Origin of the sequence: Enterobacter sp. 118C5 (assembly GCF_034107645.1) — a bacterium.
Taxonomy (GTDB): domain Bacteria; phylum Pseudomonadota; class Gammaproteobacteria; order Enterobacterales; family Enterobacteriaceae; genus Enterobacter; species Enterobacter nematophilus.
In genome coordinates this window covers 109,095-130,616 of the sequence record NZ_JAWNEU010000011.1, presented here as the reverse complement: position 1 = coordinate 130,616, position 21,522 = coordinate 109,095, and the positions used below count along the sequence as shown (strand labels likewise).

Sequence of the window (21,522 nt, the reverse complement as noted above, 5' to 3'; positions counted from 1 at the left end):
TTATTCAAATTCATCCCAGCCGTCGAGCTGGCGTCGTTCCTGTTGCATCTCTCGCTGGAAGATCTCCTCCAGCTCGCGCCGCGCTTCCCGCACGCGGGAGATCTGCGCCGTATCGGTGTGTACCGGCATCAGCTCGCGCAGCATTCGCATATCCAGCCGGCGGAAGTGCATCTGGGCGCGCTGCGCCTGGTGAGGATGCATCCCCAGGGAGATTAACGCCTTGCGCCCCAACTCCAGCGCGCTGGAGAACGTTTCGCGGGAGAAGTGTTTCACACCTGCCTGCAACAATTCGTGAGCTTCAACACGTCCCCGGGCACGCGCCAGAATATGCAGGTGCGGGAAGTGCTGCTGACACAGCTCCACCAGCTTCATCGTGTCTTCCGGATCGTTGCAGGTGATGACGATAGACTCCGCGGCTTCCGCCCCGGCCGAGCGCAGAAGCTCAAGCTGGGTGGCATCGCCGTAATAGACCTTGTAGCCATATTTGCGCATCAGGTTGACCGCGCTGATATCGCGCTCCAGCACCGTAATGCGCATTTTGTTCGCCATCAACAGGCGGCCAATCACCTGCCCGAAGCGGCCGAAGCCCACGACGATCACCTGCGGCTTATCGTCTTCCACCCACGGCGCTTCATCTTCATCATCTGCCGGATTCAGGCGGCGCGACAGGAGTTTATCCACCATCTTCATCAGCAGCGGCGTGGTCATCATCGACAGCGTGACCGTCACCAGCAGCAGCGCCATCTGGTCATCTTTAAACAGCTTCTGGGAGGAGGCGGTGGAGAACAGCACAAACGCAAACTCGCCTCCCTGGCTCAACACGCTGGCAAACTGCATGCGTTCCGAACTGCGCAACCCGTAGATACGCGCCATGACGTACAGCACCAGCGTTTTCACCGCCACCAGGATCGCAACACTCACCACAACCCAGAGCAGATGGGTATAAAGCACGCCAAGATTGAGCGCCATTCCCACCGAAATAAAGAACAGGCCTAACAGCAGCCCTTTGAAGGGATCGATAGCAATTTCCAGCTCGTGCCGATATTCACTCTCCGCCAGCAGCACGCCGGCAATAAAGGTGCCCAGCGCCATCGACAGCCCCAGCGCGTCCATAAACAGCGCGGAGCCGAGCACCAGCAGCAGCGTCGCGGCGGTAAACACCTCGCGCACGCCCGAGGCGGCAATAAAGCGAAACACCGGACGTAACAGGAAACGTCCGCCAATCAGCATGCCCGCGAAGGCCAGCACCTTCATGGAAATTTTTGCCCAGTCGAAGTGATCGTCGCCCGAGCCCGCCAGCAGCGGCACCAGCGCCAGCGCCGGGATCACCGCTAAATCCTGGAACAGCAGTACCGAAAAGCCCAGCTGTCCGGCCTCATTGCGGTTCATCCCCTTGTCACGCATCAGCTGCAGCGCCATCGCCGTCGACGACATTGCGAGACCAATCCCACCAATCACAGCCGCCTGCCAGGAAAAGTTGGTCAGCATTAACAGGCCTGCCAGAATCGCGGCGCTAAACAGCACCTGCGCGGCGCCCACGCCAAAGATAGAGCGTCGAAGCTGCCACAGCTTCGAGGGGTTCAGTTCGAGGCCGATGATGAACATCAGAAACACCACGCCGAGCTCCGAGAAGTGGAGAATTTCATCCACGTCGCTGATGAAACCCAGTCCCCATGGGCCAATGGCAATCCCCGCGAGCAAATACCCCAGCACCGCCCCGATGCCGATACGGGCGGCAAGCGGCACCGCGACAACGGCGGCAAATAAAAACAGCACCCCGGCGAGGAGCAAATTCGATCCTTCCATTAACGACCTCCTGCCGGAATCGGTGATGCCAGCCATTCGCCGTAGGCTCTGGCGTGGCTTGCCAGCTCTTTCGGATCCTGACGCCGTGCCCAGTAAACGATAATCGGGCTCATCCAGTGCATGCGGCACATGGCCGCCGTCAGCTCGAAAGGCCGCAGGATGTCGCTCATCGGATAGCGGTTCAGCCCGTCGTGACGGTAAGCGCTTTCGGGTTCACCGGTGGTGATCACGCTGCGCCAGTACTTTCCCGCCAGCTGGTTGCCCCCCACCCCGCTGGAGAAGCCCCGGCTCAGCACGCGGTCCAGCCACTCTTTGAGCAGTGCCGGGCAGCTATAGGTATAAAGCGGATGCTGGAACACGATAACGTCATGCTGACGCAGCAGTTCCTGCTCGTAAGGAATATCAATAAAGAAATCAGGATAGTGCGCGTAGAGATCGTGCACCGTTACGTTACTGAGCTGCGTGGCCGGCTTAAGCAGCACCCGGTTCGCCACCGAGTCCTGAGATTCCGGATGGGCATACAGCAGCAGCACTTTTGCTGTCTGAGACATCATTCCCCTCCCGGTCTTGTTTCTGTTTTTGTGTATCGTCGTTGTTTTGGGCTACCATGGCGGCCCGGTGCGGAAAATGGCCCACACCTTACATTATCATAATGACAAATTAACATAGTCGGAACATACGGCGCTTCTATGATTGTTTTCTCCTCGTTACAAATTCGTCGCGGCGTGCGCGTCCTGCTGGATAACGCCACTGCTACCATCAACCCGGGCCAAAAAGTGGGTCTGGTCGGCAAAAACGGCTGCGGTAAATCCACCCTGCTGGCGCTGCTGAAAAACGAGATTAGCGCGGATGGCGGTAACTTTACCTTCCCGGGGAACTGGCAGCTTGCGTGGGTAAATCAGGAGACGCCAGCCCTGAGCGAACCGGCGCTCGACTATGTTATCGACGGCGATCGCGAATACCGCAGGCTCGAAGCGGAGCTCAACGCGGCCAACGAGCGCAACGACGGTCACGCCATCGCTACCGTTCACGGTAAGCTGGACGCCATCGACGCGTGGACCATTCGCTCCCGCGCCTCCAGCCTGCTGCACGGCCTGGGCTTCAGTAATGAACAGCTTGAACGCCCGGTCAGCGATTTCTCCGGCGGCTGGCGCATGCGCCTCAACCTGGCGCAGGCGCTGATCTGCCGCTCAGACCTGCTCCTGCTCGATGAACCGACCAACCACCTCGATCTCGATGCGGTTATTTGGCTGGAGAAGTGGCTCAAGAGCTATCAGGGCACTCTGATTCTCATCTCCCACGACCGCGACTTCCTCGACCCGGTGGTGGATAAAATCATTCATATCGAACAGCAAACCATGTTCGAGTACACCGGCAACTACAGCTCCTTCGAGCGCCAGCGCGCGACGCGCCTTGCCCAGCAGCAGTCCATGTACGAAAGCCAGCAGCAGCGCGTGGCGCACCTGCAGAGCTTCGTGGATCGCTTCAAGGCCAAGGCGTCAAAAGCCAAGCAGGCCCAGAGCCGCATCAAGATGCTGGAACGCATGGAGATGATTGCCCCGGCACACGTGGATAACCCGTTCCACTTCAGCTTCCGCGCGCCGGAAAGCCTGCCGAACCCGCTTCTGAAAATGGAAAAGGTCAGCGCTGGCTATGGGGATCGCATCATCCTCGACTCCATCAAGCTTAACCTGGTGCCGGGTTCGCGCATTGGCCTGCTGGGGCGCAACGGCGCCGGTAAATCGACGCTAATCAAGCTGCTGGCGGGCGAGCTTAACCCAATCAGCGGTGAAATCGGCCTGGCGAAGGGCATCAAGCTGGGCTATTTCGCCCAGCATCAACTGGAATTTTTACGCGCGGATGAGTCTCCTATTCAGCACCTCACGCGTCTTGCACCGCAGGAAATGGAGCAGAAGCTGCGCGACTATCTCGGCGGCTTCGGCTTCCAGGGCGATAAGGTGACTGAAAACACCGAGCGTTTCTCCGGCGGCGAAAAGGCCCGTCTGGTGCTGGCGCTGATCGTCTGGCAGCGCCCTAACCTGCTGCTGCTCGATGAACCGACCAACCACCTGGATCTCGACATGCGCCAGGCGCTGACCGAAGCGCTAATTGAGTTCGAAGGCGCGCTGGTGGTGGTTTCGCACGACCGCCACCTGATCCGCTCCACCACGGACGATCTCTACCTGGTACACGGCGGTAAAGTCGAACCGTTCGACGGCGACCTGGAAGACTACCAGCAGTGGCTGACGGACGTACAAAAGCAGGAAAACCAGCCTGAAGAGTCAGCCAAAGACAACGCCAATAGCGCGCAGTCACGTAAAGACCAGAAGCGTCGCGAAGCGGAACTGCGCACCCAGACCCAGCCGCTGCGTAAAGAGATTGCCCGTCTCGAAAAAGAGATGGAAAAGCTCAACGCCACGCTTGCCGCCGTCGAAGAGAAGCTCGGCGATAGCGGTCTGTACGATCAGAGCCGTAAAGCCGAGCTGACCGACTGCCTGCAAACCCAGGCGAAGACCAAATCCAGCCTCGAAGAGTGCGAAATGGCGTGGCTGGACGCCCAGGAACAGCTGGAAGCGATGCTGCAGGCAGACTAACACGCCGGGAGGGTTATGGGTTTCGATACCACGAGCGAGATTACATTCCGTAAGCTCAGCATCTTCATGACGTTTATGGAGAAGGGCAATATCGCGCGTACCGCCGAAACGCTGGGGCTGAGCGGCGTCAGCGTGCATCGTGCGCTGCATACTCTGGAAGAGAACGTCCGCTGTCCGCTCTTTACCCACAAAGGGCGTAACCTGGTTGCCCTTCCCTCGGCGTGGACGCTGCTGGAGTATTGCCAGGAAGTAATGCAGGTGATGGAGCGCGGGCTGGAAGAGTCGCGCAAGGTCGCCGGCATCGGTCAGGGCCGGTTGCGCGTCGGCACGCTCTACTCGCTGACGCTGGAAACCGTGCCGCGCCTGATTATGGGCATGAAGCTGCGCCGCCCGGATCTGGAGATGGATCTGACCATGGGCTCCAACGATACGTTGCTGCACATGCTCGATGACGGTACGCTGGACGCGATCCTCATCTCGATTTCCGAAAGCGACATCGACCGCAACAGCCTTGAAGTCCTGCCCCTGTTTCATGATGACATTTTCCTGGCCGCTCCGGCCTCTGCCACGCTGAATACCGGCGGGCTGGCAGATTTACGCGACTACAAAGATCAGAAATTTGTCTCACTGGCAGAAGGGTTCGCCACCTATGCGGGGTTCCAGGAAGCATTTCATATCGCCGGATTTGAACCGGAAATTGTCACCCGCGTGAATGACATTTTCTCAATGCTAAGCCTGGTTCAGGCTGGCGTGGGCTTTACGCTGATGCCGGGCAGGATGAAGAAGGTGTATGAAAATTCCGTGCAGTTGTTAAAGCTGGCACAGCCGTACCAGATGCAGCAGCTGATCGCGATTGTCTTTGCCCGCAACCGCGAGCAGGACCCGAGCCTGCGGGCATTAGCCGCCGAAGGGCGGATGTATGCGCGCAGCCTGCAGGAGGATGCCTGACGTAGCGCCACCGGGTTAAAAATTCACGCACGAAGCCTTCCTGCCAGATGCACCGCCACGTCCACGCCGCTGCGCTCCAGCGAAATTGTCTCCCCTTCCCACGCCGCCTGACGCGTCAGGCAGGTCAGTACACCGCCGGGAGGCATCTCGATCGCCAGCCGCGCGTCACGCTCGTTCGCGGCAATCACTGCCTCCTGCCAGCGCACGGTGCGCGCCATATTCATTGCCAGATCGTCAGCGATTTTTTCCGGCTGCCAGAGCACGCGGCCGGTACTGCCGCTCAGGTACGCGCAGCGTGGACGAGCCAGCGTGACGGACTCAAATGCCGCCGCCAGCTTTTGTGCCGGTTCCGCCAGCAGTTCACAGTGGGATGGCACGCTGACAGCCAGCCTTTGCGCTTTGCTCGCACCTTTTTCCAGGGCGCGTTTTGCCACCAGTGCCATCCCTTCATCGGATCCGGCAATGACGATCTGCGTTTCGGCATTCAGGTTTGCAATATATGTTCCGCTACCCTCGACTAGCTGTTCCACCTGCGGCAGGGTTAAGCCCATGATGGCCGTCAGGCCGTAACCGTGCGGCCAGGCCTGCTCCATCAGGTCGCCACGCAGCGCCACCAGCTTAAGCGCGTCCGTAAATTCCAGCGCCCCTGCCACCACCGCTGCGGGGTAAGCGCCAATCGATAAACCGCTGACGATGTCAGGTGACACGCCACGTCGCTCCAGCTCGCGCGCCCAGGCGACACCAGCAATGAGCAAAGAAAGCTGCACCGCACGGGTATGGGTTAACGAGGCGGCACTGTCCAGCGTGTCAACTTCGGCGCCCAGCACCTCACGCGCCTGAGCCAGTTCCGTTCCCGGCAGGTTTTGCAGCATACCTTCATGCTGCGTGCCCTGACCCGGAAAGGTAAACAGTATTTTCATCACTCCTCCCTGCGCCATGGATCTGCCACCAGGCGTGGCCCACGGCGGGTTTTCAGCAGCGTTTTACCGTCGCGCAGCCACTCCGCCAGCGCGAATCCGCCTTCGGGCGTATCCACCTGCGTATCAGCCCGGCACAGCGCACCATTCAACTGCAACTGCCAGGCGGCAAACGCGTCAGGTGATATCGGCTGCGGGGCGCGGATCAGCAGATCGAGATCGCTGTCGGCATGGATCACAGGAATGCCGGTCGCCAGCGCGTAGCCGGTGCTGCCGGTGATGCCCCACGTCCACGGCCACGACTGCTGCACAAGCTGCAGCGCCACCTGAACCGGTGGCTGGGTGACAAACGGCGAACGCAGCAGACCGGCGGTGGCGCACAGCTCTTCAGGTGAAACCACGCGTAACACATTTTCGGGCTTCACCCATCCGGCCGCCCGCTGGTCGCGGCGCAGTCCGCGCACGCCAACGGGGATTCGGCCATCGTTATCAACATCACGCCGCACCACCACCGGCAGGCCGGTATGCCAGGCGGCATCCACCCAGGATTCTGTAATCCCTTCCAGCGCGTCGCGCGAGGTAAGCCAGATGAGGTCGTGGGGGCGTAATGTTGTGGTCATGATTACATTCCTGAAGTCAGCGAAATAAACAGCGGCAGCGACAGGATACACAGTACGGAGCTTAACAGCAGCACGGCTTCTGCATCCGGCGACTGCACGCCAAAGCGGTTACCGAACACCACGCCGAAGAAGCCCGCAGAAAGCGCAATCATCAGGATGGCGGTGATCGCCACGGAGCCATGCAGACCAAAGATTAAAACGATACCCCAGGCAATGGCTGGCTGGATCAGCAGCTTGGCAATGGTCGAGGTAATCACCATGGTGTTGATCTGCAGCTTACGGGCAGAGAGGATCACCCCGGTCAGGAACAGCGCCGCAGCGGTGGCGGACAGCCCCAACGGTTTAATCGCAGCGAGGACCAGCTCCGGCATTTTGATGCCGATGGCGGATAAAATCACACCCAGCAGCGGACCCATCACGATCGGTTTTTTAATCGAACGCCACATTAGCACCGGCAGCATAGAGAGGGTTGAGCCGGAGGTATTGCCCTCAGCGCGCGCTTTTTCCCGCTCCAGAATCAGCAGACAGAACGGCGTCATCAGCACGGAACCGCAGGCAATAGAGACCGCTACGGACAGAGACGTGGAAGATCCCTCACCCAGCACGCTGCCCAGAATCGGCAGACCAAGCGCCGCATAGTTTGGCAGCGCGACGGTGAGCGTCAGCACGGCCGCATCCTGCGGGGATTTTTTAAAGATCTTCGTGGCAAGAAAATAGATGGCTGCGTAGGTGATCCACATCGCCAGGGTCAGCACCAGGATCAGCGGCGACTGCGCCACGATGCCGGTCCACGGGGTTTGCACGGTCGCGCTGAACAGCGCGGCAGGCAGCGCAAAATCCATGACGAAGATATTGAGCAGGGAAACATTTTTGTTATCGACCATCTTTGCCTTACCGGCCCAGAATCCCAGCAGCATGATGACGAAAATCGGTGCGAGAGCATGAACAATTACGTAAGTCATAAATCACCTGTGATTAAAAAGAAGTAGCACTGGCGCGATGATTATTATTTTCAGGATGCAGGTTCCCGCACGGGCATAACGGATATGCCCGTGAGGTTGTGCATCTGGCAGGTCTCTTTTTACTTACCAGCTGGCGCGCATACGTTCGCGTACGAGCGCCGAGCTGCGGCGATTGTCAGCACCCAGACGGCTTTTTAGCGTCGGGTCCTGGCGAGCGTCACTGATGGCCTGTTGCAGGGTGGTTTTCACCAGCGTCAGGTCGCTTTCGGATGGGGCATCCGGGTTGCTGATATCCAGCAGGCTGGAGAGCAGCCCCAGCGTGGCGTAGTTGTTAATGTCATACGCCATAGGCGGAATAGTGGCAGCCAGTTTTTCCAGCGCCTCCACGCTGCGCAGGGTGATCCGCGCGGCAGACTCTTTCCCCATGGCGTGGATGAGCACGCCTTTATCGTTAAAGGCAATCAGACGGTTGGCCTGGTAGCCATGCGCCAGAAACGCGCCGGACATGGCTTTACCAACAATCAGGCCAATCACCGGATGACCCGCCAGGCGCGCGTTGGCGTAGGCGGCCGCGGCTCCCGCCAGCGCCTGGTGGATACCAAACGCCTCTTCGCGACGGCCATAGGCCTGGCTTGGGACGTCAATCACCGCCACAATCGGGCGCTTAACGGTTTTATCAGCATCTGCCGCGACGGTTTCACTGACCACTTTCGCCAGCGTCCAGCCTTCGAGCAGGCCGACTTCCCCTTTCGCCGCGCGCGGGAAGTGGTTGTTGGCATCCGGCACTATGGCGATAAAACGCACCGTTTCACCGTTCAGCTCACCGTCTGCCGCCTGCACGGACGGGCAAAGCCCCTCAATACGTTTGGCGTTCGGCGCGAGGGTTTCCAGCCAGCGTTCGCCACGGCTCATTGCGTTACTCATCATTTCACCTCCCGGGCAAAAAGCGCGTTAATCTGTTCGGCATCGGCCTGTTTGCGGGTGTCGAAATTGGTCAGACGGTTCAGGTAATCGTCATAGTTATCGGTGCGATGCTTCGCCGGTACGCCTTTGGCGATGGCCTCGTTCATCGCGGCTTTCACCGCATTCACGCCGTCGCCGACCAGCGCGTCCACCAGCCCGCTCTGATAACGCACCTCGCCGCCGGTCATGCTCCAGATAAACGGACGGTCGCGGGAGTCGTACTCGTCAATGCCCGCTTCCTGCTCAATTACCTGAGGGCCGTTTAGCCCCAGACGCGCTTCGCGGGTCACAATCAGGTAGCTACACAGCGCTGCCGCAATGGACATCCCGCCGAAGCAGCCCACGGTTCCGGCCACGATCCCGATAACGGGCGTGTAGCGACGCAGGTCAACGATCGCCGCGTGGATATCGGCAATCGCCGCCAGGCCGAGGTTGGCTTCCTGCAGGCGTACGCCGCCGGTTTCGAGACACAGCACCGCCTGAGTCGGAATGCCGTTGCGGTTATCTTCCGCCGCCAGCTCAAGCGCCGCCGCCATTTTCGCGCCGGAAACCTCGCCCATGCTGCCGCCCTGGAACGCGCCTTCAATTGCCACGACTACAGCAGGCTGGCCGTTGATGGTCCCTTTCGCGACCACCATGCCGTCATCGGCCTGAGGAACAATGCCCTGTGGCCCCAACCACGGAGAGATAATGCCTGCAAACGGATCCAGCAGTTCGCGGTAGCTGCCCTCGTCGAGCAGCGCCTGCGCACGCTGGCGCGCTTTTAATTCGATAAAGCTGCTGTCATCACGCATGGCTCACCCCTTCAAAAACCTGTTCGATACGAATGCGCGCCACGCCCGGCGTCGCGCCAAAGTCGTGGATGGTCAGTTTGCCTGCGGGCAGGCTGCTGACGGTCTCCAGGCGGCTGAACAACGCCTCCCAGCGCCCACGGCTGTTGTCGACTGAAGTAGTGATATCAATGGTTAGCGTCTGGCCCGGTTCGGCGGTGAAGAGCACCTCCATATCCCCGGATCCAACTACCCCTGCCAGCGCCCGGCCGCTTAACGTGCGGCTGGCTGGCATGGTCAATGTGATTTTTTCCATAACATCCTCTTAATGCTTTGAATAGGGCGTTTCGACACGGTCAAGGAACAGCGTGGCGGCAAGCAGGTCGGCGGCGCCGCCCGGTGAGGCATTGAGCGTCAGCATCTGGCGATCTAACCGCGCCAGCGCCTGCTGCCCCGCGAGCGTTGCGCATCCTCCGGCGTCCAGTACCGCCCGGGCGCCGTTCTGCATGGCGTCCAGCCCCTCCATTCCGGCGCGCGACAGCACGCAGGTATCGGTGAGCGAGGTCATGATTGCCATCAGCGCGTCGAGTCTGGCGTTCGTTTCGCTGCTGCCGTTGAGACGGCTCAGCCGAAGCTGCGGCAGCGCGCGCTGCATAACGTGCGGAAACGCCTGCTGAGCCTCTTCCCGTGCGCCCGGCACGCGGTAGCGGTGCGTAGCGCGTAACCCCTTACTGAACACCTTCGGCGCCGCGTCGTCCGGGAGTTTCGCCAGCTGCGCGGCGGTGTTAGCGGCGGTTTGCGCGCGGGCGTCGCCGCCCAGCATCGCCACCGCGCTCACCAGCAGCCCCAGCGCCCAGATTGCGCCACGGTGCGTATTCACGCCGTCGGTAGCGATCATCATCTGCCGTTCGCCTTCGCGGCCAAGGCGGCCAACGGTTTGCCTGAGGGCAATATCCGCCGGACGCCGCCAGCTCTGCTGCGCCAGCGCCTGAAAGGTGGGGGTCAGGCTGTGCGCGGAGCGCTCCATCAACGCAAGGGATAAATCGTGGTGCGCGCCGTTCCCCCGGCTGTCCACCAGACCGGGTTTCGGGCTTAAACGCGCTTCGTCAATCAGACACTGCGTGGCGGTTCGCGCCAGCCATTCGGCACCGCCTTCAACCTGAATCTGGGGCAGAAGTGTCATTACCAGCTCCGGAATTTCGCAGGTGGGTTGTATAGACCACCGGACCACTCAACGAGGTCAGCCACGCTGCCCGCCGCCAGCAGAGAGCGGGTGGCATCGGTACGGCGAATACCCATGTCTTCCGGGTACACGACCTTGCCGCTCTGGCGCAGTTCCGCCACGCGTCTGGCGTCCACGCCCAGACCGATATCGGTAATACCCGCCACGGCCGCGACCATGGCACGACGCTCTTCCAGATCTTTTGCCCGGTAAAGGTAGGCAATCCCCTCTTCCGTCAGCACGTGGGTGACGTCATCGCCGTAAATCATCACCGGTGCCAGCGGCATGCCGGAGGCTTTCGCCACGTCTACGGCATCGAGTTTTTCCACGAAGGTCGGCTTCACGCCTGCCTGGAAGGTTTCCACCATCTGCACGACCAGCTTTTTACCGCGCTGCATCGGGTCTGGTTCGGTGATCATATTCAGCCAGGCCGGGGTGGCGTGGCGACGACCGTGTGGGTCATGGCCCATGTTCGGCGCGCCGCCGAAGCCGGAGAGGCGACCACGAGTCACCGTTGAGGAGTTGGCGTAACCATCCACCTGCAGGGTTGAGCCGATAAACATATCCACGGCGTACTGGCCCGCCAGCTGGCAGAAGGCGCGGTTGGAGCGCATGGAGCCGTCAGCACCGGTAAAGAACACGTCCGGACGGGCGCGGATGTACTCTTCCATCCCCAGCTCGCCGCCGAAGCAGTGCACGCTCTCCACCCAGCCGCTTTCAATCGCCGGGATCAGCGTCGGATGCGGGTTCAGCGTCCAGTGTTTACAGATTTTGCCCTTCAGGCCGAGCTGTTCGCCGTAGGTGGGCAGCAGCAGCTCGATTGCCGCGGTGTTAAAACCAATGCCGTGGTTCAGGGACTGCACCTGATGTTCAGCGTAGATGCCTTTGATGGCCATCATCGCCATCAGGATGTGTTCCTGTTTGATCAGGCGCGGATCGCGGGTAAACAGCGGTTCGATAAAGAACGGCTTGTCGGCCACCACCACGTAGTCAATCCAGGAGCCTGGGATATCGACGCGCGGCAGGTCGCACTCGTCGTCCACCAGCTCGTTTACCTGTGCGATGACGATCCCATCGTGGAACGCGGCGGCCTCTACCAGCGCCGGAGTATCTTCGGTGCTCGCCCCGGTGTAGAGATTGCCTTTACGGTCTGCTTTAAACCCGGCAATCAGCGCCACGTTTGGTGAAAGGTCGACGTAGAGACGTGAATACAGTTCGATATAGGTATGAATGGCGCCGATTTCGAGTTGACCATCCTCCAGCAGTTGGGAGATTCGCAGGCTCTGCGTGCCGGAGAAGGAGAAGTCCAGCTTACGGGCAATGCCCTTCTCAAAGATATCCAGATGTTCACTGCGGCCAACGCTTGGCATGATCATGTGCAGGTCATGCACGATTTGCGGGTTCACTTCGGCCAGCGAGCGGGAAAGAAAATCCGCCTGCTTCTGGTTGTTGCCTTCCAGAACGACCTTATCGCCTGGTGCGATCAGTTTTTCCAGCATGGCGACAAGGTCGCCGGTTGGCAGAACCTTGCCCTGCACCGGTACGGAGGCCAGACGACGCGCTTTTTCGCTGCGTCGGGTGTTCCATTGCCGGGTGGGTATTTGCCCAGATAACATTATTAACCTCCTGATTCAGCACATCATTTTGATTTGCTTAACGCTGAGTAAAGTCTGCACCCTGGCGGAAAAGGCATCAATTAAGCGTAGAGAGGAATCATTAGCCTGAGAGTAATAATCAAGGTAAATATTTGTGATCGGGATCAGTTCATGGTTCGGAAAACCAGGCTAAACGGGGTACAATTCGGAAGGTATAGTAAATTTCTGACAAGAATCAGCATCGCCCTTATGACCCAAATCATTCCCTCAGACTTCGACCTCACCGCCGAAGACAGCACTGATTTCGTGCCCATGCGCGGCGTGGCCAATTGCCACCTGCAGACCATGCTGCCGCGCCTGATCCGCCGCAAGGTGCAGTTCACTCCGCACTGGCAGCGGCTGGATTTGCCGGACGGTGATTTTCTGGATCTCGCCTGGAGCGAAGATCCCGAACAGGCGCGCCATAAACCCCGCCTGGTGGTGTTTCACGGTCTGGAAGGCAGCCTGCACAGCCCGTATGCACATGGGTTAATCCAGGCGGCAAAAGCGCGCGGCTGGCTTGGCGTGGTGATGCACTTTCGGGGATGCAGCGGCGAGCCGAATCGCCAGAAACGCATCTATCACTCCGGCGAAACCGAAGATGGCACCTGGTTCTTGCACTGGCTGCGGGATAATTTCGGCACCGTGCCGACGGCGGCGGTGGGCTATTCGCTCGGCGGAAATATGCTGGCCTGCCTGCTGGCCAAAGAGGGCGACAGCGTACCGCTGAATGCCGCCGTCATTGTCTCCGCACCGTTTATGCTGGAGCAGTGCAGCTACCACATGGAAAAGGGCTTTTCTCGCGTCTATCAGCGCTATCTGCTCAACCTGCTGAAAGCCAACGCGGCGCGCAAGCTGAAGGCCTATCCGGATACCCTGCCGGTAAGCCTGCGCCAGCTGAAAAAGGTGCGCCGCATCCGCGAGTTTGACGATCTGATCACCGCCAAAATTCACGGCTTCGCCGATGCTATCGACTATTACCGACAGTGCAGCGCCATGCCGCTGCTCAGCAAAATCACGCAGCCGACGCTGATTATTCACGCTAAAGATGACCCGTTCATGGATCATCATTCTATTCCCGCGCAGGAATTCCTGCCTGACAACGTTCACTACCAGCTGACCGAACATGGCGGCCACGTGGGGTTCATCGGCGGCACGCTGCGCAGGCCGAAGATGTGGCTGGAAGCGCGAATTCCTGACTGGCTTACTCCTTATCTGGACGGTGCAAAATGATCATTCCCTGGCAGGATCTGGCTCCCGAAACGCTCGATAATCTGATTGAAAGCTTTGTATTACGCGAAGGCACCGATTATGGTGAACAAGAGCGTTCGCTTGAGCAAAAGGTCAACGATGTAAAACGCCAGCTGAAAAGCGGCGACGTGGTGCTGGTGTGGTCAGAACTGCATGAGACGGTCAATATCATGCCCCGCAACGCGTTTCACGGCTGATCTTCCAACCTTTTCAGTCAGGGAGTTGCTATGTCTGCCAGACATCCCATTATTGCCGTTACGGGCTCGAGTGGTGCGGGAACCACCACCACCAGCCTCGCTTTTCGCAAGATTTTCGCCCAGCTGAATCTCCGTTCGGCGGAGGTCGAAGGCGACAGCTTTCACCGCTATACGCGGCCTGAGATGGACATGGCGATCCGCAAGGCGCGCGATCTGGGTAAACACATCAGCTACTTCGGTCCGGAAGCCAATGATTTCGGCCTGCTGGAGCAAACCTTCCGCGAATACGGGCAGAGCGGTACCGGGCAGTCCCGCAAATATCTGCACACCTACGACGAAGCCGTACCCTGGAACCAGGTGCCGGGCACCTTTACCCCCTGGCAACCGCTGCCGGAACCCACCGACGTGCTGTTTTATGAAGGACTGCACGGCGGCGTGGTCACGCCTCAGCACGACGTGGCGCGCCATGTGGATCTGCTGGTCGGTGTGGTGCCGATCGTTAACCTGGAGTGGATCCAGAAGCTGACGCGTGACATGAGCGAGCGCGGCCATTCGCGCGAGGCGGTGATGGACTCGGTGGTGCGTTCCATGGAAGACTACATCAACTACCTCACGCCGCAGTTCTCCCGAACCCACATTAACTTCCAGCGCGTGCCGACGGTGGACACCTCCAATCCGTTCGCGGCGAAAAGCATCCCGTCGCTGGATGAGAGCTTTGTGGTGATCCACTTCCGCAATCTTGACGGCATTGATTACCCCTGGCTGCTGGCGATGCTGCAAGGCTCGTTTATTTCGCACATGAATACGTTAGTGGTGCCGGGCGGAAAAATGGGGCTGGCAATGGAGCTCATCATGACGCCGCTGGTTCAGCGACTGATGGAAGGGAAGCAGATTCCGTAAACATGTTCCCTCTCCCCGTGGGAGAGGGTTAGGGTGAGGGCATCAACACGCACGATGCCCCATGAATCACGCCTCGATCACTTCATACGAATGGGTGATTTTTACCGCTTTCTCCAGCATTAACGCCACAGAGCAGTATTTCTCCGCAGAAAGATCCACCGCGCGTGAAACCGCCGCGTCTTTCAGCGCTTTCCCGGTAACAACAAAGTGCAGATTAATGTGGATGAACAGGCGCGGCGCCTCTTCGCGACGTTCTGAGGTGAGTTTAACCTCGCAATCCGTCACGTCATGACGACCTTTTTGCAGAATCGACACCACGTCGATCGCGCTGCATCCACCTGCCGCCATCAGCACCATTTCCATTGGGCTCGGCGCTTTATCGCCGGAGTTACCATCCATCAAAATCTGGTGTCCTGACGCGGACTCGCCCAGGAACGTTAAACCTTCAACCCACTTCACGCGCGCTTGCATATTCATTAACTCCAACGTTGCATTTTTGGTGACAGATTACGCGTGCGTTACATTTCTCGCAATGGAAGGCGACCTGCATCATGCTGAAGCGAGACACCAGGAGACACGCGGCGAAAGCTATGCTAAAACACTCAGGATGCTACAGTAATACATTGACGTTACACATGTATGCAGAGGACATCAAACTTTACTGGCTGCGAAACGTTACGACAGCCGACTTCCCAGGGTATGGGTAAGAATTCGATTGCAACCCCAGAGTCCGGATGCATCTGATGACTCTGGTGACAGCTTATAACAGAGGATAACAGCGCATGGTGCTTGGCAAACCGCAAACAGACCCGACTCTCGAATGGTTCTTGTCTCATTGCCACATTCATAAGTACCCATCGAAGAGCACGCTGATTCACCAGGGTGAAAAAGCGGAAACGTTGTATTACATCGTCAAAGGCTCGGTGGCAGTGCTGATCAAAGATGAGGAAGGCAAAGAGATGATCCTTTCTTATCTGAACCAGGGCGATTTTATCGGTGAACTGGGCCTGTTTGAAGAAGGCCAGGAACGTAGCGCCTGGGTTCGTGCAAAGACAGCATGTGAAGTGGCTGAAATTTCTTATAAGAAATTCCGTCAGCTGATTCAGGTAAACCCTGACATCCTGATGCGTCTTTCTTCCCAGATGGCGCGCCGTCTGCAGGTGACGTCAGAGAAAGTGGGTAACCTCGCCTTCCTGGACGTGACCGGCCGCATCGCGCAGACCCTGCTGAACCTGGCGAAACAGCCAGACGCGATGACCCACCCGGACGGCATGCAAATTAAAATTACCCGTCAGGAAATTGGTCAGATCGTCGGTTGCTCCCGCGAAACCGTGGGCCGTATCCTGAAAATGCTGGAAGATCAAAACCTGATCTCCGCCCACGGTAAAACCATCGTGGTTTACGGAACCCGTTAATCCTGCTCAAACGGCGTGCCATCGCGAGGTGTCACGCCGTTTTTGTCTCTTTTCCCCATGTGGCGCAGGCTGATCTATCACCCGGAAGTTAACTACGCACTGCGACAAACGCTGGTGTTGTGTCTTCCCGTGGCCGTGGGCCTGATCCTGGGACATCTTCAGCAGGGCCTGCTGTTTTCCCTCGTCCCCGCCTGCTGCAACATTGCCGGTCTGGATACGCCCCATAAACGCTTTTTCAAACGTCTGATAATTGGCGGTTCGCTGTTTGCAGGCTGTAGCCTCGCGGTGCAGCTTCTGCTGGCTCGCGATATTCCCCTGCCGCTGATCCTGACCGTGCTGGCGATGACCCTCGGCGTCACGGCCGAAATCAGTTCGCTCCATGCCCGTCTGCTTCCCGCGTCACTCATTGCGGCCATCTTCACCCTGAGCCTCGCCGGGAATATGCCCGTGTGGGAGCCGCTGCTGATCTACGCCCTCGGCACGCTGTGGTACGGTCTGTTTAACTGGTTCTGGTTCTGGCTGTGGCTGTGGCGGGAGCAGCCGCTGCGCGAATCGCTGAGCCTGCTCTACGTGCAGCTTGCGGATTACTGCGAAGCCAAATACACCCTGCTCACCCAGCATACCGATCCGGAAAAATCCTTACCGCCGCTGCTGACGCGCCAGCAAAAGGTGGTGGATCTGATAAGCCAGTGCTATCAGCAGCTGCATATGCTCGCCGCCAACAAGAACCACGAATATAAACGGCTGCTGCGCACCTTCCAGGTGGGGCTGGACCTTCAGGAGCATATCTCCGTTAGCCTTCACCACCCGCAGGAGGTGCAAAAGCTGGTTGAGCGCAGCCATGCCGAAGCGGTGATCCGCTGGAACGCGCAGACCGTCTCTGCGCGTCTGCGGGTGCTGGCCGATGATATTCTCTACCACCGTTACCCCACGCGCTTTAACATGGACAAACAGCTCGGCGCGCTGGAGAAAATTGCCCGCCAGCACCCGGATAACCCGGTCGGCCAGTTCGCCGCCTGGCACTTCAGCCGCATCGCCCGCGTGCTGCGCACCCAGCGCCCGCTTTATCCCCGTGACCTGATGGCGGATAAACAAAAACGTCTGCCGCTGCTGCCGGCGCTGAGAAGCTACCTGTCTCTGAAATCTTCCGCCCTGCGCAACGCCGCAAGGATTAGCGTCATGCTCAGTATCGCCAGCCTGATGGGCATGGCGCTCCACCTGCCGAAACCCTACTGGATCTTAATGACCGTGCTGTTTGTTACCCAGAACGGCTATGGCGCCACGCGAGTGCGCATTCTGCACCGGGCAGGCGGCACGATGGCCGGGCTGATCATTGCGGGCGTGACGCTGCACTTCCACGTGCCCGAGGGCTATACCCTGGCGGGCATGCTGGCGATCACCCTGGTAAGCTATCTCATCATTCGCAAAAACTACGGCTGGGCAATGGTGGGCTTTACGGTGACGGCGGTATACACCCTGCAGCTGCTTACGCTCAACGGCGAACAGTTCATCGTTGCCCGCCTGATCGACACGCTGATTGGCTGCCTAATCGCCTTTGGCGGGATGGTCTGGCTGTGGCCGCAGTGGCAGAGCGGGCTGCTGAGGCAGAACGCCCACGACGCGCTGGAAGCCGATCAGCAGGCCATTCGTCTGATCCTGAGCGACGATCCGCAGCCTTCCCCGCTTGCTTACGAACGTATGAAGGTCAACCAGGCGCATAACGCCCTGTTCAACTCGCTGAATCAGGCGATGCAGGAGCCGGGCTTTAATTCACATTATCTGGCGGACATGAAGCTGTGGGTGACGCACAGCCAGTTTATCGTCGAGCACATCAATGCCATGACAACGCTGGCGCGCGAGCACACGATGCTGACGCCGGATCTGGCGCAGCGCTATTTACAGTCCTGTGAAATTGCCCTGCAGAGGTGTCAGCAGCGTCTGGAGTATGACGCGCCGGGCGAGTCGGGCGACTCGAACATTCTGGAAGCACCGGAGACGCTGACCCACGGGCCGATGAGCACCCTGGAGCAGCATTTGCAGCGCGTGCTAGGGCATCTGAACACCATGCACACCATTTCGTCGGTGGCATGGCGTCAGCGCCCGCATCACGGCATTTGGTTAACGCGGCGGTTAAAGCGAACCGAGTATTAGCCTTGAACGATTTTCGCGACCGCCGCGGCAAAGCGGGCTAACCCGTCTTCAATATCTTTCTCTTCCACCACCAGCGACGGCGCGAAGCGCATCACGTCCGGCCCCGCGTTGAGCACCATGACGCCTTCGTGGGCGGCAGCGTGCAGGAAATCGCGCGCGCGGCCTTTGTACTGCGGCTTCAGCTCGGCACCAATCAGCAGCCCCATGCCGCGGATCTCGCTGAAGACGTCGTACTTATCGTTAATCTGCTGGAGATGCTTCACAAACAGCTCGCGCTTCGCGCTTACACCGTTTAGCACCTCAGGGGTGTTGATAATGTCGAACGCAGCACCTGCCACGGCGCTCGCCAGCGGGTTACCGCCGTAGGTGGAGCCGTGAGACCCAACGTGGAACGCGGAGGCAATCTCCTGCGTCGTCAGTACCGCACTCACCGGGAAACCGCCGCCGAGCGCTTTGGCGCTGGTCAGAATATCCGGCGTCACGCCGTAGTGCATGTAGGCAAACAGCTCTCCGGTACGCCCCATCCCGCACTGCACTTCATCAAACACCAGCAGCGCCTGATGCTCGTCGCACAGTTCGCGCAGCCCTTTCAGGAACTCCGGGGTCGCCGCCGTCACGCCGCCTTCGCCCTGAATCGGCTCCACCACGACCGCGCAGGTGTGGTCGTCCATCACCGCTTTCACCGCGTGCAGATCGTTAAACGGCACGTGGACAATGTCCGCCGGTTTCGGACCGAAGCCGTCGGAATACTTCGGCTGGCCGCCAACGGAGACGGTAAAGAAAGAGCGTCCGTGGAAGGCGTTATGGAAGGCGATGATTTTAGTTTTGTACGGGCTATGGCGCGTGGTGGCGTAGTAGCGCGCCAGCTTGAAGGCGGTTTCGTTCGCTTCGGTGCCGGAGTTCATAAACAGCACGCGCTCGGCAAAGGTGGCATCAATGATCTTACGGCCCAGGCGCAGCGCCGGTTCGTTGGTGAATACGTTGCTGGTGTGCCACAGGGTTTCGCCCTGGGTTTTCAGCGCGTCCACCAGCGCAGGATGGCAGTGACCCAGCGCCGTGACCGCAATACCGCCCGCGAAATCCACGTACTCCTTGCCCTGCTGATCCCAGACGCGGCTGCCTTTCCCCTTCACCGGGATAAACTCAGCCGGTGCATAAATCGGCAGAATTACTTCATCGAATGTCGCGCGGGTAATTGCTGGTTGTTCAGTTGCCATGTCATGCCCATCCATTTTATGTCACATTGATTGTGAAAATATAATCACAAAATATGCATAAAAAATCACAGCAAGGCAACAGATATTCAGCGATTGAGGAAATTTGCCAGCAGGGCGTGCCCCTGCTCGCTGAGGATACTTTCAGGGTGGAACTGCACCCCTTCGAGATCCCACTCGCGGTGGCGAATCCCCATGATCTCCTGCGTATCGCTCCAGGCGGTCACCTCAAAGCAGTCGGGCAGCGTCGGCGGGTCAATCACCAGCGAATGGTAACGCGTCACGGTTAACGGATTATTAAGCCCCGTAAATACCCCGGTGCCGGTGTGGGTGACCGGCGAGGTTTTGCCGTGCATCACTTTCGCTGCGCGGACAATGGTGGCCCCAAACGCCTGGGCAATGGCCTGATGGCCCAGGCAGACGCCCAGGATCGGCAGCTTGCCGGCATAGTGGCGGATAACGTCCAGAGAAATGCCCGATTCCGACGGCGTACACGGCCCCGGCGAAATGACGATTTTCTGCGGAGCCAGCGTCTCGATATCGGCCAGGCTGAGTTCGTCGTTGCGGCGGACAACCACCTCTGCACCCAGTTCACAAAAGTACTGGTAAAGGTTCCAGGTGAAGGAATCGTAGTTATCAATCAGCAGAATCATGGCGGCTCCCGAAAAAAATGCCGCCCTATTCTACTCAGATTCCCGCGCTTCGCTCACTACTTTGGCAAAGATAGCGCTCAGCGCGCTCAAATCCCCCGTGGCGCCGCTTCGGTTCGCCGCCACCCACTGCTCGGGATCGATATCCCGCCAGTCCAGCGCGTAATTCGCGTGAATGGCCAGCTGCTCAAAGAAGACGCGCTGAGCAATGCCGTTACCGCGCATAAAGGGATGCAGCATGTTGATTTCACAGTAGTAATGGCTCACTTTTTCAACAAACGCCGCCTTCTCCAGTCCCACAAGATACTTATCGCTTTCCAGCGCCGCCATCAGTTCGTTACCCATCGTCTCGATGTACTCAAAATGGCAGAAGGGAATGTCACCCTTAAAAATATCGTCGGTACGGAATTCGCCTGCCTGCTTCATCTCTCTGTGATACAGATGGCGGTGAATGAGGCACAGATGCGGCAGCCCGGGTGCTGAAGGCCCAAGCTCCAGCATCTCAATGCCGGGCTCTGAAGGACCATTACCTTTTTCAAGGAGACAACTGGCCTGAAAATTGACGTTACGCTGCTGCTCCCAGAGACGGGATTTTTGCTTATCGGTGAGTTTTTTCACTTAACGCCTCCCTGAATAGTCCGTTTGCCACAAGTATAAGCAGCAAAACGCGCTTTCGCAGGGAGGGGTCACAACACGGGCGAGGATCGCCCGTGTCAAAGAGGCTTATGGCAGAACTTTCGCAGAGAGGATCACGACAGGTTTAGACGGTACATTCTGGTACGGGCCGACGTCGTGAGTCGGTACCTGGGAAATCTTGTCCGCCACGTCCATCCCTTTCACGATTTTACCGAAGACCGCATAGCCGAAGTCGCGCTGGCCGTGGTCGAGGAAGGCGTTATCCGCCACGTTGAGGAAGAACTGGCTGGTAGCGCTGTCTTTATCCGCCGTGCGCGCCATGGAGATGGTGCCGCGCTTGTTCAGCAGGCCGTTGTCCGCTTCGTTTTTGATTGGCGGGTTAGGCTGTTTCTGCTGCATCTGCTCGTTGAAGCCGCCGCCCTGAATCATGAAGCCTGGGATCACGCGGTGGAAGGTGGTGTTGTTATAGAAACCACTGTTCACATAGTCGAGGAAGTTTTTCACAGAAACCGGAGCTTTCTGGCTATTCAGTTCCAGCTCAATGTTTCCGGCAGAGGTGGTCAGCAGAACGTGAGGGTCCCCTTTGGCTGCCAGCGCAGCAGGGGAAACGGCATAAAGAGCAAACACAGCTGCGACAGCCGCCAGTGTTGATTTGAGCATGAGAATTCCTTA

Annotated in this window: 22 protein-coding genes; 7 read left to right on the top strand and 15 right to left on the bottom strand. The window is 58.8% G+C overall.

What is annotated here, in order from left to right:
- Together kefB and kefG are read right to left on the bottom strand one after the other, a co-directional pair.
- A complete protein-coding gene (kefB, locus tag UTO39_RS17395; RefSeq protein ID WP_061096899.1) occupies positions 1–1,806 on the bottom strand; it encodes a glutathione-regulated potassium-efflux system protein KefB in 1,806 nt (601 codons plus the stop codon).
- A complete protein-coding gene (gene kefG, locus UTO39_RS17390; RefSeq protein ID WP_021242220.1) occupies positions 1,806–2,360 on the bottom strand; it encodes a glutathione-regulated potassium-efflux system ancillary protein KefG in 555 nt (184 codons plus the stop codon). The genes kefB and kefG overlap by 1 nt, the downstream gene beginning before the upstream one ends.
- A 135-nt stretch (positions 2,361–2,495) precedes the next feature.
- Here kefG and UTO39_RS17385 point away from each other — a divergent pair, with 135 nt between their 5' ends.
- On the top strand, positions 2,496–4,400 hold the full coding sequence (locus tag UTO39_RS17385) for an ABC transporter ATP-binding protein (protein WP_320727668.1): 1,905 nt from the start codon (positions 2,496–2,498) through the stop codon (positions 4,398–4,400).
- Between the two features lie 15 nt (positions 4,401–4,415).
- The gene (locus tag UTO39_RS17380) at positions 4,416–5,348 is read left to right on the top strand and encodes a LysR substrate-binding domain-containing protein (RefSeq protein WP_061096897.1); all 933 of its coding nucleotides are present in this window, start codon (positions 4,416–4,418) and stop codon (positions 5,346–5,348) included.
- A gap of 23 nt (positions 5,349–5,371) precedes the next feature.
- Here UTO39_RS17380 and mdcH read toward each other — a convergent pair whose 3' ends face one another.
- The 8 genes from mdcH to mdcA form a co-directional block, all read right to left on the bottom strand.
- Positions 5,372–6,268 (bottom strand): malonate decarboxylase subunit epsilon, encoded by an 897-nt coding sequence (gene mdcH, locus UTO39_RS17375; protein ID WP_320727667.1) that lies wholly within the window; start codon positions 6,266–6,268, stop codon positions 5,372–5,374.
- A complete protein-coding gene (locus tag UTO39_RS17370) occupies positions 6,268–6,885 on the bottom strand; it encodes a malonate decarboxylase holo-ACP synthase (protein ID WP_320727666.1) in 618 nt (205 codons plus the stop codon). Before UTO39_RS17370 ends, mdcH begins: the two co-directional genes overlap by 1 nt.
- 2 nt (positions 6,886–6,887) lie before the next feature.
- Positions 6,888–7,847, bottom strand: a complete 960-nt coding sequence (locus UTO39_RS17365; RefSeq protein ID WP_320727665.1) for an AEC family transporter — start codon at positions 7,845–7,847, stop codon at positions 6,888–6,890.
- A gap of 123 nt (positions 7,848–7,970) precedes the next feature.
- A complete protein-coding gene (gene mdcE, locus UTO39_RS17360) occupies positions 7,971–8,771 on the bottom strand; it encodes a biotin-independent malonate decarboxylase subunit gamma (RefSeq protein ID WP_320727674.1) in 801 nt (266 codons plus the stop codon).
- Positions 8,771–9,604 (bottom strand): biotin-independent malonate decarboxylase subunit beta, encoded by an 834-nt coding sequence (locus tag UTO39_RS17355; protein WP_320727664.1) that lies wholly within the window; start codon positions 9,602–9,604, stop codon positions 8,771–8,773. Before UTO39_RS17355 ends, mdcE begins: the two co-directional genes overlap by 1 nt.
- On the bottom strand, positions 9,597–9,896 hold the full coding sequence (mdcC, locus tag UTO39_RS17350) for a malonate decarboxylase acyl carrier protein (RefSeq protein ID WP_029882152.1): 300 nt from the start codon (positions 9,894–9,896) through the stop codon (positions 9,597–9,599). The genes UTO39_RS17355 and mdcC overlap by 8 nt, the downstream gene beginning before the upstream one ends.
- Before the next feature lie 9 nt (positions 9,897–9,905).
- Complete coding sequence (locus UTO39_RS17345) at positions 9,906–10,763, bottom strand: triphosphoribosyl-dephospho-CoA synthase (protein WP_320727663.1); 858 nt, start codon at positions 10,761–10,763, stop codon at positions 9,906–9,908.
- The gene (mdcA, locus tag UTO39_RS17340; protein WP_013099050.1) at positions 10,763–12,418 is read right to left on the bottom strand and encodes a malonate decarboxylase subunit alpha; all 1,656 of its coding nucleotides are present in this window, start codon (positions 12,416–12,418) and stop codon (positions 10,763–10,765) included. The genes UTO39_RS17345 and mdcA overlap by 1 nt, the downstream gene beginning before the upstream one ends.
- Before the next feature lie 228 nt (positions 12,419–12,646).
- Between mdcA and UTO39_RS17335 the strand changes: the two genes are divergently transcribed.
- Genes UTO39_RS17335 through UTO39_RS17325 form a run of 3 tightly spaced genes read left to right on the top strand, consistent with a single transcriptional unit; the run spans position 12,647 to position 14,784 of the window.
- Positions 12,647–13,669, top strand: coding sequence for a hydrolase (locus UTO39_RS17335; protein WP_253543375.1), 1,023 nt, complete (start codon positions 12,647–12,649; stop codon positions 13,667–13,669).
- Positions 13,666–13,884, top strand: coding sequence for a YheU family protein (locus tag UTO39_RS17330; protein ID WP_008503016.1), 219 nt, complete (start codon positions 13,666–13,668; stop codon positions 13,882–13,884). The genes UTO39_RS17335 and UTO39_RS17330 overlap by 4 nt, the downstream gene beginning before the upstream one ends.
- A 30-nt stretch (positions 13,885–13,914) precedes the next feature.
- On the top strand, positions 13,915–14,784 hold the full coding sequence (locus UTO39_RS17325; protein WP_253543376.1) for a phosphoribulokinase: 870 nt from the start codon (positions 13,915–13,917) through the stop codon (positions 14,782–14,784).
- Positions 14,785–14,850: 66 nt separating this feature from the next.
- Here the strand turns inward: UTO39_RS17325 and UTO39_RS17320 are convergent, their stop codons facing one another.
- Complete coding sequence (locus UTO39_RS17320; RefSeq protein ID WP_320727673.1) at positions 14,851–15,255, bottom strand: OsmC family protein; 405 nt, start codon at positions 15,253–15,255, stop codon at positions 14,851–14,853.
- A 311-nt stretch (positions 15,256–15,566) separates the two neighbouring features.
- Here UTO39_RS17320 and crp point away from each other — a divergent pair, with 311 nt between their 5' ends.
- On the top strand, positions 15,567–16,199 hold the full coding sequence (crp, locus tag UTO39_RS17315; RefSeq protein ID WP_000242758.1) for a cAMP-activated global transcriptional regulator CRP: 633 nt from the start codon (positions 15,567–15,569) through the stop codon (positions 16,197–16,199).
- Between the two features lie 57 nt (positions 16,200–16,256).
- Positions 16,257–18,350, top strand: coding sequence for a YccS/YhfK family putative transporter (locus UTO39_RS17310; protein WP_320727672.1), 2,094 nt, complete (start codon positions 16,257–16,259; stop codon positions 18,348–18,350).
- Here the strand turns inward: UTO39_RS17310 and UTO39_RS17305 are convergent.
- The 4 genes from UTO39_RS17305 to ppiA form a co-directional block, all read right to left on the bottom strand.
- Entirely contained in the window at positions 18,347–19,567 is a 1,221-nt protein-coding gene (locus UTO39_RS17305; RefSeq protein ID WP_320727662.1) for an aspartate aminotransferase family protein, read from the bottom strand. The two genes, UTO39_RS17310 and UTO39_RS17305, sit on opposite strands and share 4 nt — an antisense overlap.
- Before the next feature lie 86 nt (positions 19,568–19,653).
- The gene (pabA, locus tag UTO39_RS17300; RefSeq protein WP_320727661.1) at positions 19,654–20,217 is read right to left on the bottom strand and encodes an aminodeoxychorismate synthase component 2; all 564 of its coding nucleotides are present in this window, start codon (positions 20,215–20,217) and stop codon (positions 19,654–19,656) included.
- Between the two features lie 30 nt (positions 20,218–20,247).
- Positions 20,248–20,832, bottom strand: coding sequence for a putative adenosine monophosphate-protein transferase Fic (locus UTO39_RS17295; RefSeq protein WP_320727660.1), 585 nt, complete (start codon positions 20,830–20,832; stop codon positions 20,248–20,250).
- 105 nt (positions 20,833–20,937) lie between these two features.
- Positions 20,938–21,510: a peptidylprolyl isomerase A gene (ppiA, locus tag UTO39_RS17290; protein WP_320727659.1), complete on the bottom strand. Its 573-nt coding sequence runs from the start codon at positions 21,508–21,510 to the stop codon at positions 20,938–20,940.
- Between the last annotated feature and the right edge of the window lie 12 nt (positions 21,511–21,522).

What these genes read in the sequence shown, in the direction of transcription:
- kefB (WP_061096899.1), bottom strand. Translation starts at nt 1,806, where the DNA reads ATGGAAGGATCGAATTTGCTCCTCGCCGGGGTGCTGTTTTTATTTGCC.
- kefG (WP_021242220.1), bottom strand. Translation starts at nt 2,360, where the DNA reads ATGATGTCTCAGACAGCAAAAGTGCTGCTGCTGTATGCCCATCCGGAA.
- UTO39_RS17385 (WP_320727668.1), top strand. Translation starts at nt 2,496, where the DNA reads ATGATTGTTTTCTCCTCGTTACAAATTCGTCGCGGCGTGCGCGTCCTG.
- UTO39_RS17380 (WP_061096897.1), top strand. Translation starts at nt 4,416, where the DNA reads ATGGGTTTCGATACCACGAGCGAGATTACATTCCGTAAGCTCAGCATC.
- mdcH (WP_320727667.1), bottom strand. Translation starts at nt 6,268, where the DNA reads ATGAAAATACTGTTTACCTTTCCGGGTCAGGGCACGCAGCATGAAGGT.
- UTO39_RS17370 (WP_320727666.1), bottom strand. Translation starts at nt 6,885, where the DNA reads ATGACCACAACATTACGCCCCCACGACCTCATCTGGCTTACCTCGCGC.
- UTO39_RS17365 (WP_320727665.1), bottom strand. Translation starts at nt 7,847, where the DNA reads ATGACTTACGTAATTGTTCATGCTCTCGCACCGATTTTCGTCATCATG.
- mdcE (WP_320727674.1), bottom strand. Translation starts at nt 8,771, where the DNA reads ATGAGTAACGCAATGAGCCGTGGCGAACGCTGGCTGGAAACCCTCGCG.
- UTO39_RS17355 (WP_320727664.1), bottom strand. Translation starts at nt 9,604, where the DNA reads ATGCGTGATGACAGCAGCTTTATCGAATTAAAAGCGCGCCAGCGTGCG.
- mdcC (WP_029882152.1), bottom strand. Translation starts at nt 9,896, where the DNA reads ATGGAAAAAATCACATTGACCATGCCAGCCAGCCGCACGTTAAGCGGC.
- UTO39_RS17345 (WP_320727663.1), bottom strand. Translation starts at nt 10,763, where the DNA reads ATGACACTTCTGCCCCAGATTCAGGTTGAAGGCGGTGCCGAATGGCTG.
- mdcA (WP_013099050.1), bottom strand. Translation starts at nt 12,418, where the DNA reads ATGTTATCTGGGCAAATACCCACCCGGCAATGGAACACCCGACGCAGC.
- UTO39_RS17335 (WP_253543375.1), top strand. Translation starts at nt 12,647, where the DNA reads ATGACCCAAATCATTCCCTCAGACTTCGACCTCACCGCCGAAGACAGC.
- UTO39_RS17330 (WP_008503016.1), top strand. Translation starts at nt 13,666, where the DNA reads ATGATCATTCCCTGGCAGGATCTGGCTCCCGAAACGCTCGATAATCTG.
- UTO39_RS17325 (WP_253543376.1), top strand. Translation starts at nt 13,915, where the DNA reads ATGTCTGCCAGACATCCCATTATTGCCGTTACGGGCTCGAGTGGTGCG.
- UTO39_RS17320 (WP_320727673.1), bottom strand. Translation starts at nt 15,255, where the DNA reads ATGCAAGCGCGCGTGAAGTGGGTTGAAGGTTTAACGTTCCTGGGCGAG.
- crp (WP_000242758.1), top strand. Translation starts at nt 15,567, where the DNA reads ATGGTGCTTGGCAAACCGCAAACAGACCCGACTCTCGAATGGTTCTTG.
- UTO39_RS17310 (WP_320727672.1), top strand. Translation starts at nt 16,257, where the DNA reads ATGTGGCGCAGGCTGATCTATCACCCGGAAGTTAACTACGCACTGCGA.
- UTO39_RS17305 (WP_320727662.1), bottom strand. Translation starts at nt 19,567, where the DNA reads ATGGCAACTGAACAACCAGCAATTACCCGCGCGACATTCGATGAAGTA.
- pabA (WP_320727661.1), bottom strand. Translation starts at nt 20,217, where the DNA reads ATGATTCTGCTGATTGATAACTACGATTCCTTCACCTGGAACCTTTAC.
- ppiA (WP_320727659.1), bottom strand. Translation starts at nt 21,510, where the DNA reads ATGCTCAAATCAACACTGGCGGCTGTCGCAGCTGTGTTTGCTCTTTAT.